At 44.8% G+C, this 16,339-nt stretch carries 14 protein-coding genes; 10 read left to right on the top strand and 4 right to left on the bottom strand.

The features are described 5' to 3' along the window. Positions 1-57: 57 nt before the first annotated feature. Genes rpsL through Q0171_RS02035 form a run of 4 tightly spaced genes read left to right on the top strand, consistent with a single transcriptional unit; the run spans position 58 to position 3,869 of the window. Entirely contained in the window at positions 58-447 is a 390-nt protein-coding gene (gene rpsL / locus Q0171_RS02050; RefSeq protein ID WP_299326143.1) for a 30S ribosomal protein S12, read from the top strand. A gap of 15 nt (positions 448-462) precedes the next feature. Next, entirely contained in the window at positions 463-930 is a 468-nt protein-coding gene (gene rpsG / locus Q0171_RS02045) for a 30S ribosomal protein S7 (RefSeq protein WP_299326141.1), read from the top strand. A gap of 33 nt (positions 931-963) precedes the next feature. Beyond that, complete coding sequence (gene fusA, locus Q0171_RS02040) at positions 964-3,042, top strand: elongation factor G (RefSeq protein WP_299326139.1); 2,079 nt, start codon at positions 964-966, stop codon at positions 3,040-3,042. A gap of 38 nt (positions 3,043-3,080) precedes the next feature. Further along, on the top strand, positions 3,081-3,869 hold the full coding sequence (locus tag Q0171_RS02035; protein ID WP_299326137.1) for a polyphenol oxidase family protein: 789 nt from the start codon (positions 3,081-3,083) through the stop codon (positions 3,867-3,869). A gap of 51 nt (positions 3,870-3,920) precedes the next feature. Here Q0171_RS02035 and Q0171_RS02030 read toward each other — a convergent pair whose 3' ends face one another. The 3 genes from Q0171_RS02030 to Q0171_RS02020 form a co-directional block, all read right to left on the bottom strand. Beyond that, the gene (locus Q0171_RS02030; RefSeq protein ID WP_299326135.1) at positions 3,921-4,496 is read right to left on the bottom strand and encodes a hypothetical protein; all 576 of its coding nucleotides are present in this window, start codon (positions 4,494-4,496) and stop codon (positions 3,921-3,923) included. Between the two features lie 104 nt (positions 4,497-4,600). Further along, positions 4,601-6,049: a TonB-dependent receptor gene (locus tag Q0171_RS02025; protein WP_299326133.1), complete on the bottom strand. Its 1,449-nt coding sequence runs from the start codon at positions 6,047-6,049 to the stop codon at positions 4,601-4,603. Then, entirely contained in the window at positions 5,965-6,783 is an 819-nt protein-coding gene (locus Q0171_RS02020) for a TonB-dependent receptor plug domain-containing protein (protein ID WP_299326131.1), read from the bottom strand. Before Q0171_RS02020 ends, Q0171_RS02025 begins: the two co-directional genes overlap by 85 nt. Before the next feature lie 313 nt (positions 6,784-7,096). On the opposite strand from Q0171_RS02020, the gene Q0171_RS02015 reads away from it, so the two are divergent. Next, positions 7,097-7,327: a hypothetical protein gene (locus Q0171_RS02015; protein WP_299326129.1), complete on the top strand. Its 231-nt coding sequence runs from the start codon at positions 7,097-7,099 to the stop codon at positions 7,325-7,327. Positions 7,328-7,396: 69 nt separating this feature from the next. Here Q0171_RS02015 and Q0171_RS02010 read toward each other — a convergent pair whose 3' ends face one another. After that, positions 7,397-8,152 carry a hypothetical protein gene (locus tag Q0171_RS02010; protein WP_299326127.1) on the bottom strand — a complete coding sequence of 252 codons (756 nt, stop codon included), beginning with the start codon at positions 8,150-8,152 and terminating at the stop codon, positions 7,397-7,399. 406 nt (positions 8,153-8,558) lie between these two features. Between Q0171_RS02010 and purD the strand changes: the two genes are divergently transcribed. The 5 genes from purD to Q0171_RS01985 are packed head-to-tail and all read left to right on the top strand — an operon-like array spanning position 8,559 to position 15,716. Next, positions 8,559-9,908 carry a phosphoribosylamine--glycine ligase gene (gene purD, locus Q0171_RS02005; protein WP_299326125.1) on the top strand — a complete coding sequence of 450 codons (1,350 nt, stop codon included), beginning with the start codon at positions 8,559-8,561 and terminating at the stop codon, positions 9,906-9,908. A 60-nt stretch (positions 9,909-9,968) separates the two neighbouring features. Beyond that, positions 9,969-10,421 carry an RDD family protein gene (locus Q0171_RS02000; RefSeq protein WP_299326123.1) on the top strand — a complete coding sequence of 151 codons (453 nt, stop codon included), beginning with the start codon at positions 9,969-9,971 and terminating at the stop codon, positions 10,419-10,421. Positions 10,422-10,429: 8 nt separating this feature from the next. Continuing rightward, positions 10,430-12,937, top strand: a complete 2,508-nt coding sequence (lptD, locus tag Q0171_RS01995) for an LPS assembly protein LptD (protein WP_299326121.1) — start codon at positions 10,430-10,432, stop codon at positions 12,935-12,937. A gap of 44 nt (positions 12,938-12,981) precedes the next feature. After that, positions 12,982-13,668 (top strand): phosphoribosyltransferase, encoded by a 687-nt coding sequence (locus tag Q0171_RS01990; protein ID WP_299326119.1) that lies wholly within the window; start codon positions 12,982-12,984, stop codon positions 13,666-13,668. Next, on the top strand, positions 13,665-15,716 hold the full coding sequence (locus tag Q0171_RS01985) for a polyribonucleotide nucleotidyltransferase (RefSeq protein ID WP_299326117.1): 2,052 nt from the start codon (positions 13,665-13,667) through the stop codon (positions 15,714-15,716). Before Q0171_RS01990 ends, Q0171_RS01985 begins: the two co-directional genes overlap by 4 nt. Positions 15,717-16,339 lie beyond the last annotated feature (623 nt).

Here is a 16,339-nt window from a genome sequence, read left to right as displayed (position 1 = left end):
ATAAAAGATTAAAAATTGTAAAATCGCGCGTTCAAATCTCATTAGTAAGGAAAAAAATTGCCAACCATCAATCAGCTTGTTCGAAAAGAACGAAAAAAGGTCATTAAGAAAACAAAGTCCCCAGCATTGGTAGAGTGCCCACAAAGGCGAGGGGTATGCACTCGTGTCTATACTACAACGCCCAAGAAGCCAAACTCTGCTTTGCGTAAAGTTGCAAAAGTTCGCTTGACGAGTAAATTCGAAGTTATTAGTTATATTCCGGGCGAGGGGCATAATCTACAAGAACACTCTATTGTGCTTGTGCGCGGTGGGCGCGTAAAAGACTTACCAGGTGTTAAGTATCATATCGTGCGTGGCGCTCTCGATACGGCAGGTGTTGCTAAACGCAGCGTGTCTCGCAGTAAGTATGGAGCAAAAAAAGCAAAAGCTAGTGGCGATAAAAAATAACATTAAGGAAGACTCATGAGAAGAAGAAAAGCACCCAGTAGGGAAATTCTAGGTGATCCTATTTATGACAATAAGGTTGTTACAAAATTCATCAATAAGATGATGTATGATGGCAAAAAGAGTGTCGCAGAGAAAATCATTTATGCCGCATTTGCTAAAATCGAGGAAAAAAGCGGTGAAAAGGGAATTGAAGTATTCGAAAAAGCTTTAGAGCGCGTAAAGCCTCTTGTGGAAGTGCGATCTCGCCGTGTTGGTGGTGCGACATACCAGGTCCCAGTCGAAGTTCGTCCAGTGCGCCAGCAATCTCTTTGTATCCGTTGGATTATCGAAGCAACAAGAAAGCGCAACGAGCGGACAATGGTTGAGCGATTAGCCAATGAGCTTATGGATGCTGCAAGCGATAAAGGAGCAGCATTTAAGAAAAAAGAAGATGTCCATAAAATGGCAGAAGCAAATAAGGCTTTTGCGCATTATCGCTGGTAAAAATAGAGTAGCAGAGAGAAGGGTAGGGAAAGCATGGCAAGAAAAACTCCTTTAGAGAAAATTAGGAATATTGGAATTGCAGCGCATATCGACGCAGGTAAAACGACAACATCCGAGCGGATTTTGTTCTACACTGGTGTGAGCCATAAGATCGGTGAAGTGCATGATGGCGCTGCCACTATGGACTGGATGGAGCAGGAAAAGGAGCGTGGAATTACCATTACTTCTGCTGCTACGACTTGTTTTTGGAAAGATCATCAAATCAATCTTATTGACACCCCTGGTCACGTGGATTTTACCATTGAGGTTGAGCGATCTATGCGTGTTCTTGATGGTGCTGTTGCAGTGTTTTGCTCCGTAGGTGGAGTGCAACCACAGAGTGAGACTGTATGGAGACAGGCGAATAAGTATGGTGTCCCGCGCCTAGTATTTGTTAATAAAATGGACCGCATTGGCGCGAATTTTTATAATGTCGAGAATCAAATCAAAGAACGCCTAAAGGCAAACCCAGTGCCTATCAATATCCCCATCGGATCTGAAGACAATTTTAAGGGTGTGGTGGATCTTATCCAGATGAAAGCAATCGTCTGGAATGACGAAACTATGGGTGCGCAATATGATGTGGAGGAAATTCCAGCAGATTTGCAAGAAAAAGCTGCTAGCTATCGAGAGAAACTTATTGAGGCAGCGGCTGAACAAGATGAAGCACTTATGGAAAAGTATCTTGGCGGAGAGGAGCTTAGCATAGAGGAGATTAAGCTTGGTATCAAGCTTGGTTGTCATAGTATGAGCCTTATTCCTATGCTATGTGGTTCAAGCTTTAAAAATAAAGGTGTCCAAACCTTACTTGACGCGGTTGTAGAAATTCTCCCAGCACCAACTGAAGTAACCAATATCAAAGGTATAGACCCTAAAAATGAGGAAGAAGTCTTTGTAGAATCTAGCGATAACGGAGAATTTGCAGGTCTTGCGTTTAAAATCATGACTGATCCATTTGTTGGTCAGCTCACATTTGTGCGTGTCTATCGAGGTATGCTAGAATCCGGAAGCTATGTGCTTAACTCCACAAAAGGTAAAAAAGAGCGTGTAGGTCGATTACTGAAAATGCACTCAAACAAACGCGAGGATATTAAGGAAGTCTATGCTGGAGAGATTTGCGCGTTTGTAGGCTTGAAAGATACGCTCACGGGAGATACGCTCTGTGATGAAAAGCGACCTGTGATTTTGGAGCGTATGGAGTTCCCAGAGCCAGTTATTCATATCGCTGTCGAGCCAAAAACAAAAGCCGATCAAGAAAAAATGGCTGTCGCACTTGGCAAGCTAGCCGAGGAAGATCCAAGCTTTAGAGTAAGCACACAGGAGGAAACAGGACAAACGCTCATCGGTGGTATGGGCGAGCTTCACTTAGAAATCATTGTCGATCGCTTGAAGCGGGAGTTTAAAGTCGAGGCAACCATTGGGCAGCCACAAGTTGCCTATCGTGAGACAATTCGTGGATCTGTTACCCAAGAATGTAAGTATGCCAAACAATCTGGTGGTCGCGGGCAGTATGGACATGTCCATATCAAGCTTGAGCCAAAAGAAGCAGGCACTGGCTATGAGTTTATCAACGAAATTAGCGGTGGTGTGATCCCCAAAGAATATATTTCAGCAGTTGATAAAGGTATCCAAGAAGCCATGCAAAATGGTGTGCTGGCTGGCTATCCTGTCGTGGATTGTAAGGTAACACTCTATGATGGAAGCTACCACGAAGTAGATTCCAGTGAAATGGCGTTTAAAATCGCTGGCTCTATGGCATTTAAAGATGCTTGTCGCAAGGCAAATGCCGTGCTTCTGGAGCCACTTATGAAGGTCGAAGTTGAGGTCCCAGAAGAATACATGGGTGATGTTATTGGTGATTTGAATCGCAGGCGTGGGCAGATTAACTCCATGGACGACCGCATGGGGCTTAAAATCGTCAATGCTTTCGTCCCACTCGCTGAGATGTTTGGCTATTCTACCGATTTACGCTCTGCGACACAGGGACGAGGCACTTATACTATGGAGTTTGATCACTACGGCGAAGTTCCAAGCAATACTGCAAAAGACATCATCGATAAGCGCAATGGCTAATCTCTAGTCATGCTCTCTCCGCAGAAATGCGGAATCTTATGACTGCTTCTAGCATATTTTATTCAAGCGATCAAAGCCCGCTTTTTTCTTCTCACAGAATTCGTTTTGCCCAGACTTGTGCGCTTGGCGGTGTTAGCCCAGGACCCTATGCTAGCTGTAATATTGCTTACCATGTCGGGGATAATCCAGAATCTGTGCATGCAAATCGATCACAGATTCTGCGGCATTTTGACAATAAACCGCTGCTCTGGTGCAATCAGATCCACTCCACTATTCTTGCAGATTCTACAAGCGATCTCCTAGCACTTCTGCATGGCGAGGCAAAAGCAGATGGTATTATCTGCGCAGATTCTAGCTATGTCGCTCTTATCATGGTCGCAGATTGTAATCCTATCTTGCTCTATGATCCTAGAGAGCAGATTTTCGCACTGCTGCATGCAGGACGCGCTGGCGTGTGCGGGAGAATCCTCACGCAGGCAGTGGAAGCATTGCGTGCTAGAGGAGCAAATCCTGCCAACATGCTTGTTTTCATTGGTTCTTCGATTCGCTCTTGCTGCTATGAAATTGGACAAAATCTATGTGGCGAAATTGCTCGAGATTTTGGTGAGCACTATATCAAAATACAAGCTAACGCTAGTGGTAATACCCACACGCTTGACATGATTGCTATGCTAATAGATGAATGCGAAAGTTTGGGGATTGCAAGACAAAATCTGGAGATTTTAGATTCTTGCACCTCGTGCGATGAGCGCTTATTTTCCTATCGTCGAGCATGCAAACATGGGTGCCAGAGCGGGAGATTTGGGCTTTTCGTGCGTTTGCTGTGAGCTAAAATCTACATTTTCTGCAGTTTAGTTGTCTTACTCATATAAATTTAACTAAATACTCCCATACACCGCTAAGGTTGTGAGAATAAAGCCAACGCCCAAAACACTAAAAGCAATTTTGCGTTTGCCCTTACAAAATGAAGTAATAATAAGCCCTGATAGATAAAAGAGAAGCATTGAAAGTCCAAAGCCAATGGCGATGAAGTCAAAATATGAGAGTTTGAATCCAGCTATTTCGTGTTTGCTTCCACTGCTTTTGTGCATAAGCATTAAGATTCCATATAATCCCCTATCTATCGTGCGGAGCATAGGTTTACCATCTTTATCTTTGCTTAAGCTTACGCTGTATTTGATATTCCCCATTGAGAGATTGCCTTTCATCATACGCACCTGCGTGTCTTTGGGGATTTGGAGATTGTTCTTTGTAAGAATAGTGATGATAAACTCCTCTTCCTGCCCCTTTTGTGGCATAGAATCTAGTGGAATATCAATGATAGTTGCACCGGAATTTTGACGAATTTCAAAGATGTAAAGCACGCCTGTTATCGCATATATCAACGCTGCTGGGAGAAAAAATAGGCTCAAATACAAGTGCATTTGCATCCAAAATTTACGATGAAGTTTCATAATATGAAAGTCCTTAAGTAATGATATAAATTCTCACAATCCTATCTAAAGATTGCGAGTTAAGTGTGAAGTGCATATTGTGTCTAGATTCTATGCTTCAAAGCTTAGAAATCCGCGCGCAAGCTTAGCCAATAGTTTCTGCTTGGCAAGATTCTTTGATAGCGATTTTGCGCATTTGTGGTGCTGCCGCTTGTGTAGCTTGCATAATCCATAAAATACACATCAAAGAGATTATTAACCGCAAAGCTTAGTGTGTAATGCTTGGCAAATGTATAAGTCGCTGCAATATCGACAAGCTGATAGTCTTTGTAGTATTTGCCTACAATCTCTCGCACATTGGTTCGTGCATTAGAGCCTGCATAGGGTGTGGGCGTTTCAAATTTCCCGCTCCAGCGCACATAGACACTTAAATCCCGCCATTGGTATTTGGGCGTTAGGGTGAAGCTATGGCGTGGGATAGAGTTGATAGGCTCGCCTTTGCCAGAGCCGCTTAGGGCTTGTGTATAGGTGAAGCTATAATTTGCATCAAGAGAGATTCCATAGATAGGCTTGATTTTTGCTCCAAATTCTAAGCCTGTTACAAGCGATCGCTCGATATTACGATAAGTGCTACAAATCCCACCTTGGCAAGTTTGGTTAGCCCCTGGGATTTGCATACCGCTTGTCAAGCCTGTTAGCGTTTCGATTTGGTTATTAAAATCTGTGTAGTAGCCTGTTAGGATAAGCATCGCTGGATTGGTATCTACAATGGCACTTAGCTCATAGTTCCAGCTCTGCTCGGGTTTTAGGTTTGGATTACCATAGGTGGTGGCAGTGCCGCTACTAGTGCTTGTCTCTGTGGTAATGACACCATCAATAGTCTGCAAGAGCGTGGGGACTAGCATACCGCTTGCCACACCGGTTTTAAAGGTAAGCCACCTAGTAGGATTGTAATTGACATAAAAGCGTGGATTTAGCGAGCTAGAGAATCTATCACTATAATTTACTCGCAAGCCAAGTGTGGTGCTGAAGTATTGGTTGATGAGATATTTCCCTTCTGCAAAGGCAGCGGCTTGATTTTGGTGCATATTTCGCCATTTTGAAGAGATTGTGCCAAGCAGATTTTCGTATTGATAAAACACGCCACCATTAAAGGTGATCACACCATAATCTTTTAAGTCGAAGTTATGTGTATAAGTGCTTTGGGCGATCGCGCTTTGAGCTATGCGATCACTTGCCCAGTTGATATACGCACCAGAACTCCCACCGATAGGGACATTTGCGTGCGGGGCGATGAGATTGAAAGAGTGCTGCACATAGCTAGAGAGCTTCCCCCACTCATACTTCCCCTCGTGGCTTAGCACGGAATTGACCTTAAACAGCTCTTGTATAGAAGTGATACTTCTGCTTGAAGTATTTAGCGAGCCAAGCCGCCCATTATACACTTCAGAATCTAGGTAGATATAGTCGCGGCTTGTAGGCGTGTAGTTTAGTCTAAAGCCCCCATAAAGTTGCGCGAGCCTGTGGAGGAGTGCGCGGCATAGGGGTTGCCATTGCGACTTGGGCTTACCCAAGAGGGTTTTAAAAACTTATTAGCATCATTAAACCGCCCTGAAGCGCGGAGATTTAATGAGAGCTTATCTTTGATAAGAGGGGTGTTGATATAGGCGTTTGCGCCATAGGCATTGCCCCACTCACTATCTGGCTCAAACATTTTAGATTCTAGCTGGATTCCGCTTGCAAGCTTGTCGGTATGCTTTTTGGTGATGATGTTGATGACTCCGCCCATCGCATCGCTTCCATAGATGATAGAAGCAGGACCGCGGATCACTTCTACTCGCTCTATCATCGAAGGTGGGGGCATAAAGGAGGTTTGATTCCCAAGTCCGTTTTGTATAAATCCTCGCGTGGTGTTTTGGCGTTTGCCATCGATCAAAATAAGCGTATATTCCGAGCCAAGCCCGCGCATAGAGATGGAGTTCTGCCCGGTTTTATCCTGCTCGACATACACACCCGGGACATCTTGCACCGCATCGCCAATATCGCGAATGGGGCGGGTGAGAATCTCTTCTTTGCTAATTATGCTAATGCTAGCTGGAGCTTCTTTGATATGTTGATTGTATCCAGCCGCGGTTACGACTTGCTCGCTTAGTGTTTTGCTCTCTATGGTGGCGTGGGCAGTGCGTTTGGAGTCGCGCTGTCTTGCTTCTTGCTGGGTGTCTTGGGCTTGATCAGTAGCAGCCATATCGCCAAGCATAGATAAAGGCGCAGCAAGAATACCTGCCAAAATAGCGGAATATGTTTTCATAAGAACTCCTATGGTGGATTTGGTTTGTGGAAAATTTGATTGATTCAAAAATGAAACGCGTTATCATAATTTAATGATAATTAAACTTATTTTAAATTCGATTATAAACTGCGAGATTGTATTGCTAAAATTTTCCCCAAATCCACTTTGCCTGCCATCGAAGCTGCTGCGGTAGCAGTGTGCAATCCATTTGCGCGCGACTAGAATCCGCTTCACTATTTTTATCTTTGGCGTAAAAGTAGATTCTAGTGCGCAAGTGGATTTAAGGGATTGATTATAGGATCTGCGAAATATGAAAAAATCATGCTAGAGATTGCCTAAAAGCCCCGATATACTACCGCTTTTTCCCAAGCTTGGAAAAATCCTCGATGAGCTAAACCTTGGCTTTCACTTTGCTTTCTTACAAGCAAATCTCCTAACCCAACCCCTGCATAAAAAGAGTCTTTGGCATTTTGAGCGAGAATATACCGAGCTTTGTAAAACTCAAGGTGAGCTAATCACGCAATATGCGGAAAAATACGCCCATCATCTTCAGCAGTTTTAAAGCCTCATAGCCACGCTTAAATCCTATCCGCAAGAGCAAGAATCGCAGAAATAAAGTGGCACTTTAAGCTTATTTGGTAGTCTCAATAATATAGGGTAGATAGGAGATTCTAGCTTTGGCTAATTCTTTATACATATCCATAGCATTTTTGTCATCATCTTTGACTGGGGGCAAAAATGCTATGTCATCTATAAGTGTTTGAAGCTTAGCGATTTTATCCTCTTGGTTTTTATGTTTATAGCCTTGCATTGCCGCATATAAGGACATCACTTTATGATAGACTTCATTATTTGCCGCGACAAAAATGATTTTTATATGTGCTTGTTCTGTGAGCCTTGCAAGCTCTCTTATCTTTTCATTACAAGGCTCACAAAATGGGGTAAGGAGCATATAGAGCGTTGTTTTTGTCTTACTTGTTGCTTTAAAGTCTAGTACATATTGCGGATATGTTTTAAATATCTTTAGAATCTTAGATTCTCGCACAGACGCATTATGCTTTGTGAATATCTCATAAGCTTTATTGAAAGCTTCCATACTTGCAAATTGGGCGGAGAAAAAATCCGCGGGGCTATTGATACTCACATTTGTCTTATCATCGCCCAAATACAGGGCATAAAAGCCATCTTCATCAGCTAGAATCTTAAACTTCATCTCGCCCAAATTCGCAGGTATCACTTCCACAGGCTCTGCCTTTATCTCTGCGATTTTTTGAGCGATGTTTATTTGTGTCTCAAGCCTTTTTTCAACTGAAGGCGTTTCTCTCCATTCTTTTGCATTAATAAAGCCAAGAAAGCCTATGATGGCAAATGCGACTAAAAATCTCATTTTATTCCTTTTGTGTCTTATCTTTGGCTTGATTTTTACCAGAAAATCCAATGCTACTTATGTATTAGCATAATATCAAGCGCTACTAGCAAGTGAGTGGCACGCAAAGGGGCGTGCGAGAAAGAGCGCATTATAGCAAACTTCGCATTGTCTAACCCAATTTTAAACCTAGAGTGCCTATAATAACGCCGCCTGAATAACTCGTGTTTCTTTTTTGGTGAGTCCGTTAAATTGTAAGTATTGTAGGCTTGGTAGTGGCTTTTGTGTGTCGGTGTTTTTGCTTGAGCCTGTAAGGGTGAGAATCCGCCGCCTAAGAGAGCTCTCCAGCCTTATTTGTAGCTGGCATTTTGGGCTACACAACACAAGTAGCGGTTATTTGGGTAGCTTAAGTAGTTTAAGGGTTTGTATGGATACGCACGATTCACAAGAGAATTTTCACAAGGTTTTAATTGTAGGGAATGGTGGGAGAGAATACGCTCTAGGCTTGCATCTAAAGCAGGATTCTAGGATAGAGCAGATATTTTTCACACCCGGGAATGCTGGCACAGCACTGCTAGGAGTCAATCTCACACTTCCACACAATCAAGACATTGTAGAGTTTTGCCAAAAAGAGGGGATTTCGTGGGTCATCATCGGCGGCGAGAGCGCACTTGTAGGCGGGCTTAGCGATGATCTACGCGCCAATGGGATTAGCACATTTGGTCCAAGTCGAGCAGCTGCGGAGCTTGAAGGCTCAAAGGCGTTTATGAAAGACTTTGTTGCTTCTTGTGGTATCCCCACCGCACGCTATATCCAAACAAGCGATATTAAAGCTGCCAAAGACTTCGCGCGCTCACTGCCGCTGCCTATCGTCATCAAAGCAAGCGGTCTATGTGCTGGCAAGGGTGTCATCATCGCGCAAAGCTACGAGCAAGCAGAATCCACAATCGATAGTATGCGCAAGGAGTTTGGGCAAGCAGGGGAATGCGTGGTGGTAGAAGAATTTCTGCGCGGCTATGAGCTATCTGTCTTTGGGATTTGCGATGGCGAGCATTTCACGCTGCTACCCCCCTGCCAAGATCATAAGCAGCTCTATAATGATGACAAAGGTCCAAATACCGGTGGTATGGGGGCTTATACGCCAAGTCCTTTGTGTGATGAAGCCCTGCTTGATAAAATTGCCACAAGGATTTTCGCTCCCACACTTGCTGGTATGAAAGCGCGCGGCACACCCTTTAGCGGCGTGCTGTTTGCTGGGATTATGGTGGTGGATGGTGAGCCGTATTTGCTGGAGTTTAATGTCCGCTTTGGCGATCCAGAGTGCGAGGTGCTGCTGCCACTTTTGCAAACGCCTTTGCTTGATATTTGCCAAGCAGTAGAATCTAAGCAAATCGCCAAGCTCCCTATCGCATTCCGCCAAGGCTACTGCGTAGGAGTCGTGCTAGCAAGCCATAATTATCCCTTTGGCAGCTCCACGCCCTACCCTATCAGCATTACTCCTTTTGATAGCGCGCTTGGGCATATCTGCTATGCAGGCGTGAGCCAAGTGGATTCTAGTGAAGTGGGGAATGAAGCAAGTAAAAAAGTGGATTCTAGCAGCTCTCTGCTCGCAAGCGGTGGGCGCGTGGCTCTTGCTATAGGAGTCGCCCCCACACTTGCTAAAGCCAAGCAAAACGCCTATACAATCGCAGATTGCATAGCATTTGAGGGCAAGGTGTTCCGCACAGACATTGCAGACAAAGCTCTAAAGCCAGAGGTTTTAAGCACAAAAATCTAGTTTAGAGCTATCAGGCAGTCATTGCCAAATCAATACATATCAACCAACAAGGGTGAGCCAATGAGTCAAGATGAGCATATAGCACAGACAATCGAGCGTGAGAATCTAACCCTTGCGCCCTTTAGCAAACGGATTTGGGCGTTTCTTATCGATAGTGTGCTACTAGGCACACTCCTGGCTATCATCACCCTACCAAACGCCCAAGCTCTCCAAAATCCACAAGACTACATACTATCTCTCATGCTCCAAGCCTATGCCATCGACATCATCTATCAAACAATTTTTACCTACAAATACGGTGCGACTCTGGGCAAAATCGCATGCAAAATCCAAGTCATTGACACAGGACTGCTCGATGCACCAAATCTCCCAAAAAGTATCCTACGCTCCGTGCTACGAGCGTTTTCTCAAATGCTCTACTATATCCCATTCCTTTTCGCCTTTGGTGATAATTTGCGGCGCACGCTGCATGATCGCGCCAGCGGGACAATCGTCATCAACCAAAAGAGCTAGGGACACTTGTGTCAAGCCACGCAATCCAGCCTAGAATCCGCGCACTCATTTTCACCGCAATCGCGCTTGCCTCTATGCCACATGCCCTATGTGCAGACAACACATCAGCCCAAGATATGCTAGATTCTAGCGATTTTACCCAGCGCACGCCAGAATCTAGCCCAGAATCACAGACAAAATCCAGCCAAAAGCCCAAGCCACAAAATCAATCCAAACAGCAATCCAACGACCAAAAGGGCGTAGCCCAATACGACAAAGACAATCAAAAAGTCTTCGAACTACTTGCTGATAATGTCCATAGTGCCAATAACACAATCCATGCCATAGGCAATGCGATTCTCATTAGCCCCGAAATCTATGTGCTAGCCGATAGTATCGACTATGATATGCAAAGCCGAGAAGTCCAAGCCAGCGGCGATGTGAGAATCTACCGCGATGAGAGTTTGCTAGTGCGCACACAAAATACGCATTTTGCACTTGATGAGAAGCTAGGGCTCATCGAGCCGCTCTATCTCCAAGATGCCGAAAGCGGATTGTGGGTAAGCTCGACCCTCGCTAACTCCTACGACAACCAGCGCTACACCTTTAAGAAAGCTATCCTTTCAGGCTGTGCTGTGCCAAACCCGATTTGGCGCATGGAGGCTTCCTCTGGGACATATCTAGATGATAAAAAATCCCTCTCTCTCTGGAATCCCAGAATCTACCTAGGCGATGTGCCAATCTTTTATTTCCCCTATGTGAATGTCTCGACAAATATGTCGCGCAAAAGCGGTCTTCTCATGCCCTCATTTGTAACCTCGAGCACCGAGGGCTTCGCACTCCAGATTCCATACTATCTCGCGCCAAAATCTAACTGGGATATAACATTTACCCCACAAGTCCGCACCGATCGAGGAGCAGGCGGTATGATTGAATTTCGCGCACTAGATTCTGGGCTGGATCGCACTTATGCAGAGTTTGGATATTTATATAATTTCAACGACTATATGACACGCTACAATATCAAAAACCACAATGTCTATGGTATGCGCTTCTACCACCTAGGCAATCGCCCCTTGCAAAAATACTTCAAGCTAAAAAGCGATTTAGACAATGGTGTGTATGTCAATTTTGTGCATATGAATGACCTAGACTACTACCGCCTACGCAATATCCATAAGCGCGTCTATGACATGACCTATACCTCCAAAGCAAATGCCTTTGTCCAAACGCAAAAACACTATGTCGGTATGAATCTAAAATACTTTCTAAACCTCTCCAAGCTCGATAACTCCACGACATTTCAGTCCCTGCCCAATATCCAATACCACAAATACATGGACTCTCTATTTTTCAAGCAGCTTATGTATTCAATCGACTATCAGTTTAAAAACACTGCGCGCCAAGTAGGATATGGGTTTATCGAAAATGGCTTGCGTATCCCCGTAGGGCTGCAATTTTCGCTCTTTAAAAAATACCTCTCGCTTGGTGTGTGGAATGAATTCTACGCCGAGAATCTCGCTATCACCAAAACTCAAAATAGCCATATCCCTACCATTCAAGGTAGTAATACCAAAAATGGCAATATCTTTTCAGCCAACTACTCTATCTCACTAAACTCCGATCTCTCGCGCAGTTATAATAAATTTTTCCACACAATCCAGCTAGAAGCGCTATTAAGCGGACCATATCTTTTCTATCACGATGGGCTTTTAAGCCAGCAGGTAGGGGATTTAAGCGCGCGAATCCGAGCAGAATCCCTAGCTTGGCGCGATCAATATTTCTCCTCTGCAGAATATCTCAACAAATTCCCTGTGCTTGGGGCAAATGGCACTTGGCAATTCTATGATGATATTTGGGACCCTTCTGGCATTAGCGCCTACACCATTGTCAATCAAACCCTAGATCTTAAACTCTCGCAATATTTTCTCACCAACACCGGACGCAAAGTGCTGGATTGGCGGATTTTCCAGCGACTCAATCTCGATGAACTGCGCTATGACTACAACAGACAAAATGGTCAAATCGATCCAAAAGTCATCGCCAAACGCCCACTAGAAAACAAACTAAGCCTTTCGCCTACGCAGAATCTAACCTTTACTACCAGTTTGTTTTATTCATTTTACTCAATGAAATTCTCCGAGCTGGCTCTAAGCGCAAGCTTTACCAAAGGCTATTTCTCTGCGTATGCCTCATATTTCTACAAAGACAAGCAAGCCTACGACTTTCTCTCCAATACTTTCATCACTCAAACAGGCGCACACTATATCCGTGCGAATGTTTCGCATGATTTTCGGCTTTTTGCTTTTAATGCTTCTGCGGGCTATGATATTGAAAAAAATGTCTTGCTAGATTGGGATATGGGGCTGTATAAAAATATCCGCTGTTTTGGGATTGGGCTAAAGTTTGTCAATCGCCGCCGCCCCATTCTCACAAACGATATCCAAAACCCATTCTATATCCAGCAAGACTACTATGTGCGCGTGATTTTTAATTTCTCCCCGCTCACTAGCACAGGGCTTACGACAAGATTCTAGGAGACTTACATGAATAAAATAAATAGACTCAAGGAGCAATAGCAATGCAAGAAATCGTGCGATTTGAAGATAGGGAAGAAGCATTTCTCAAGCTCTATGATGAGCTTGTCAATCACCACCTAAAGAGCGAGAATGCAATCGTGCTTTCCACCAGCTTCCCAGGGCTGTATTTTGCCGATAAGCTCGCTAGCAAGCTAGATTCTGGACTTGACATGCTATTTTGCGCGCCTATTCTCGCTCCTGCCAATAGCGAGTGTGAAATCGCCACTGTGAGCGAAAACATGGATATCATCATCAATGAACCACTCATTGATTCTTTTGGGATTTCACTGGACTATGTCTATGGAGAAGCTAAACGCGCGTATGAGGAAGTCATCTTGCCTAGAATCTACAAGTTTCGCAAAGGCGCTATGCTAAGCCCACTTGCACAGAAGTATGTGTTTCTCATTGATCAGGGTGTGGAAACTGGGATCACCATGGATTTAGCGATAAAAACCTGCATACAGAAAAAAGCAAAAAGCATCTATGTCCTAAGCCCTGTCATCTCTTATGACATCGCACAGATTTTAAAAACCTCAAGCGATGCGCTTGTGAGTGTGTATAAGCCTAAATATTTCGTCTCCACAAACCAATACTACAAGCAGCTCCCAGAGCTTGGTGAAGAGGAGATTCTCTCTATCATGGAAAAGCACATCACCAAACCAAATCTACTACCCAAAGGACAAATATGAATACAATCGATTTAACACTAACCAACCTAGAGGAGCAATACAAGCTCGAGTATGTCGCCAAGCAGGCTTGCGGCAGTGTGTGGTATCGCTCTGGGGGGACAATTTTACTCGCAAGTGTCGCTGTGGATACAACCCCTATAAGCGGCGATTTTCTCCCGCTAACCGTCCAATACCTACACAAATCCTATGCCTTGCGCAAGATTCCGAGCGGATTTATCAAGCGCGAGGGCAAACCAAGCGAATTTGAAACACTAACCTCTCGTATCATAGATAGAACACTGCGCCCACTTTTCCCTGCTGGCTACTACTACCCCACACAGCTTACGATTCTCGTGCTAAGCTATGATGAGCAAAGCGATCTCCCCCTTTGCGCACTGCATGCTGGGGCGAACGCGCTGCTTGTCTCTGGGCTAGATTTTATCCCGCCTGTGAGTAGTGTGCGCATTGGCAAAAGTAATGGCGATTTTGTCATAAACCCCACCAAGCAGCAAATGGCACAATCTTGCCTTGATCTCTATGTCGCAGGCAGTGGGGAAGATATTTTGATGATCGAAATGAAAGGTGCAGATCCCGCACTCGATGAAGCAGCACTCATGCAAGCCATAGAGCTTGCCAAGCAAACCATTGCCAGCGACTGCGCGCTCTATACCAACGCCCTACTCCCACATAAACGCCAAGCCCTGGCGCTCCCACTTGCCAAACTTACCACCCACCCACACATCTATACGATCATTGCCACCCAGCACCATGAGCAAGTCAAAGCCGCGCTAGAATCTATGAGCAAAAGTGAGCGCAATGACGAGCTAGAATCCATCGCGCAAGAAATTCTTGCACTCCACCCAGAACTCGAGCTAGAATCAATTCTAAGCATGCTAGGGCTATATAAAAAACACCAAGTGCGTGCGATGATTTTAGATGAGGGCAGGCGCGCAGATGGCAGAGGGCTAGAAGATGTGCGACCAATTAGCATAGAAACAAACATCTTGCCCTGTGCGCATGCTAGCGCACTTTTCACGCGTGGAGAGACACAAGCACTTGTCGTCTGCACGCTAGGGGGTGAGAATGATGCCCAAATCCAAGAGGACTTTAGCGGTGGTAGCAAGGAGCGGTTTATGTTTCACTACAATTTCCCTGGATTTAGCGTAGGCGAAGCAAGCATGATAGGTGGTGTGGGGCGCAGGGAGCTAGGGCATGGGAATCTAGCCAAAAAGGCGCTAGAATCCACACTCCCCCAGACTCACCATACAATCCGCCTAGTCTCCGAAATCCTAGAATCTAATGGCTCAAGCTCTATGGCAAGCGTGTGTGGAGGCTCACTTGCGCTGCGTGCAGCAGGATTAGAAAATGAGCTTGTCGCGGGCGTGGCGATGGGGCTGGTGCTTGGCGAAAATAAACATGCGGTGCTTACAGATATCATGGGGCTAGAAGATCATGATGGAGATATGGATTTTAAAATCGCTGGCACACGCAGTGCAATCACAGCAATGCAAATGGATATCAAGCTTGGCGGGATAGATTCTAGGATTTTACACGCAGCACTACTGCAAGCCAAACACGCGCGCGAGCAAATCCTCTCTCTCATGGAAGAAGCCGCCACACATATCACGCTCCAGACTCATCTCCTGCCAAAAAGTGAGCTGCTCCATATCCCAGCCCACAAAATCCCAGACCTCATAGGTCCAGGCGGCAAAACAATAAAAGACATCATCGATCGCTTCAAGGTGGCGATCGATATCCAGCGCGAAAAAGAACAGATTCTCTTGCAAGCAGATTCTACAAAGAATCTCGAAGCTGCCAAAACCTTTATCACAAAGCTCATCACCCCAAACGCACAATATGAGAGTGGCGAGGTGGTCGCTGGGGTAGTCAAGCGTGTGGTGGATTTTGGGGTGTTTATCGCGCTGCCTAGGGGCGAAGATGGCTTACTGCATATCAGCAAAATCCCCCAAGATATGCAGCCACTTCGCGAGCATTTCAGTGAAGGTATGGGACTAGAGTGCATTGTGCTAGGCAGTCCTAAGGGCAAAATCGAGCTAGGATTTAGATAGTTTTTAAATCCTGCTATATGGATTCTAGAGATATTTTCGCAGAGGTCGCATGAGCTGCAAGTAAATCGGGCTTTGCAAACAGATGAAAAAGTATCCTGCAATACGATAAATGCCCACTACAATGCGCTTAGCGATAAAACAATGTTTGATATGTTTTGCGCTAGAAAAAGATGACAAAAGCTACCCTACAAAGACTGCGGGCTGTTTTACAGCAGTATTATCGGCACGGATACGCATGCACTTTGCGGGAGTATCGGGCTGTTTTTAGGACAGCTTGCAAAGCTTGCAGACAAAGCACCCAGTGGGCTAGAATCCATTATGATAGCTACTCATCAAATGCCAAGTGTAGCGGCATTTGAGGGCTTATCTCAACAGAGGGCAAATCAGCGGGGCTTTGTCGTCCGTGCGTTTTATGTAGAGAATAAATAAAATGCCTTTCATCTCTTAAGGCAAAATAGCGTTAGGATAAAGAATGTAGGCGTTGGGCTGTAATGATATTAGCTTTTCTATTTTAGAATCTAGGCTATGTTGATTTATACGATTTAAAGGGGCTAATATGCAAAAGATTCAAAAGATTCTAGTTTTTCTATGTTTGTTAAGTGCGTTTTTATTTGCAAAGGAGC

Origin of the sequence: uncultured Helicobacter sp., from assembly GCF_937906905.1 — a bacterium.
Taxonomy (GTDB): Bacteria; Campylobacterota; Campylobacteria; order Campylobacterales; family Helicobacteraceae; genus Helicobacter_B.
The sequence above is the reverse complement of the archived record's forward strand: the minus strand, read 5'-3'. Positions and strand labels throughout refer to the sequence as shown.

Excerpts from the sequence above, each read along its gene's own strand:
- rpsG (WP_299326141.1), top strand. The coding sequence starts at position 463 with ATGAGAAGAAGAAAAGCACCCAGTAGGGAAATTCTAGGTGATCCTATT.
- fusA (WP_299326139.1), top strand. The coding sequence starts at position 964 with ATGGCAAGAAAAACTCCTTTAGAGAAAATTAGGAATATTGGAATTGCA.
- Q0171_RS02035 (WP_299326137.1), top strand. The coding sequence starts at position 3,081 with ATGACTGCTTCTAGCATATTTTATTCAAGCGATCAAAGCCCGCTTTTT.
- Q0171_RS02030 (WP_299326135.1), bottom strand. The coding sequence starts at position 4,496 with ATGAAACTTCATCGTAAATTTTGGATGCAAATGCACTTGTATTTGAGC.
- Q0171_RS02020 (WP_299326131.1), bottom strand. The coding sequence starts at position 6,783 with ATGAAAACATATTCCGCTATTTTGGCAGGTATTCTTGCTGCGCCTTTA.
- Q0171_RS02010 (WP_299326127.1), bottom strand. The coding sequence starts at position 8,152 with ATGAGATTTTTAGTCGCATTTGCCATCATAGGCTTTCTTGGCTTTATT.
- purD (WP_299326125.1), top strand. The coding sequence starts at position 8,559 with ATGGATACGCACGATTCACAAGAGAATTTTCACAAGGTTTTAATTGTA.
- Q0171_RS02000 (WP_299326123.1), top strand. The coding sequence starts at position 9,969 with ATGAGTCAAGATGAGCATATAGCACAGACAATCGAGCGTGAGAATCTA.
- Q0171_RS01990 (WP_299326119.1), top strand. The coding sequence starts at position 12,982 with ATGCAAGAAATCGTGCGATTTGAAGATAGGGAAGAAGCATTTCTCAAG.
- Q0171_RS01985 (WP_299326117.1), top strand. The coding sequence starts at position 13,665 with ATGAATACAATCGATTTAACACTAACCAACCTAGAGGAGCAATACAAG.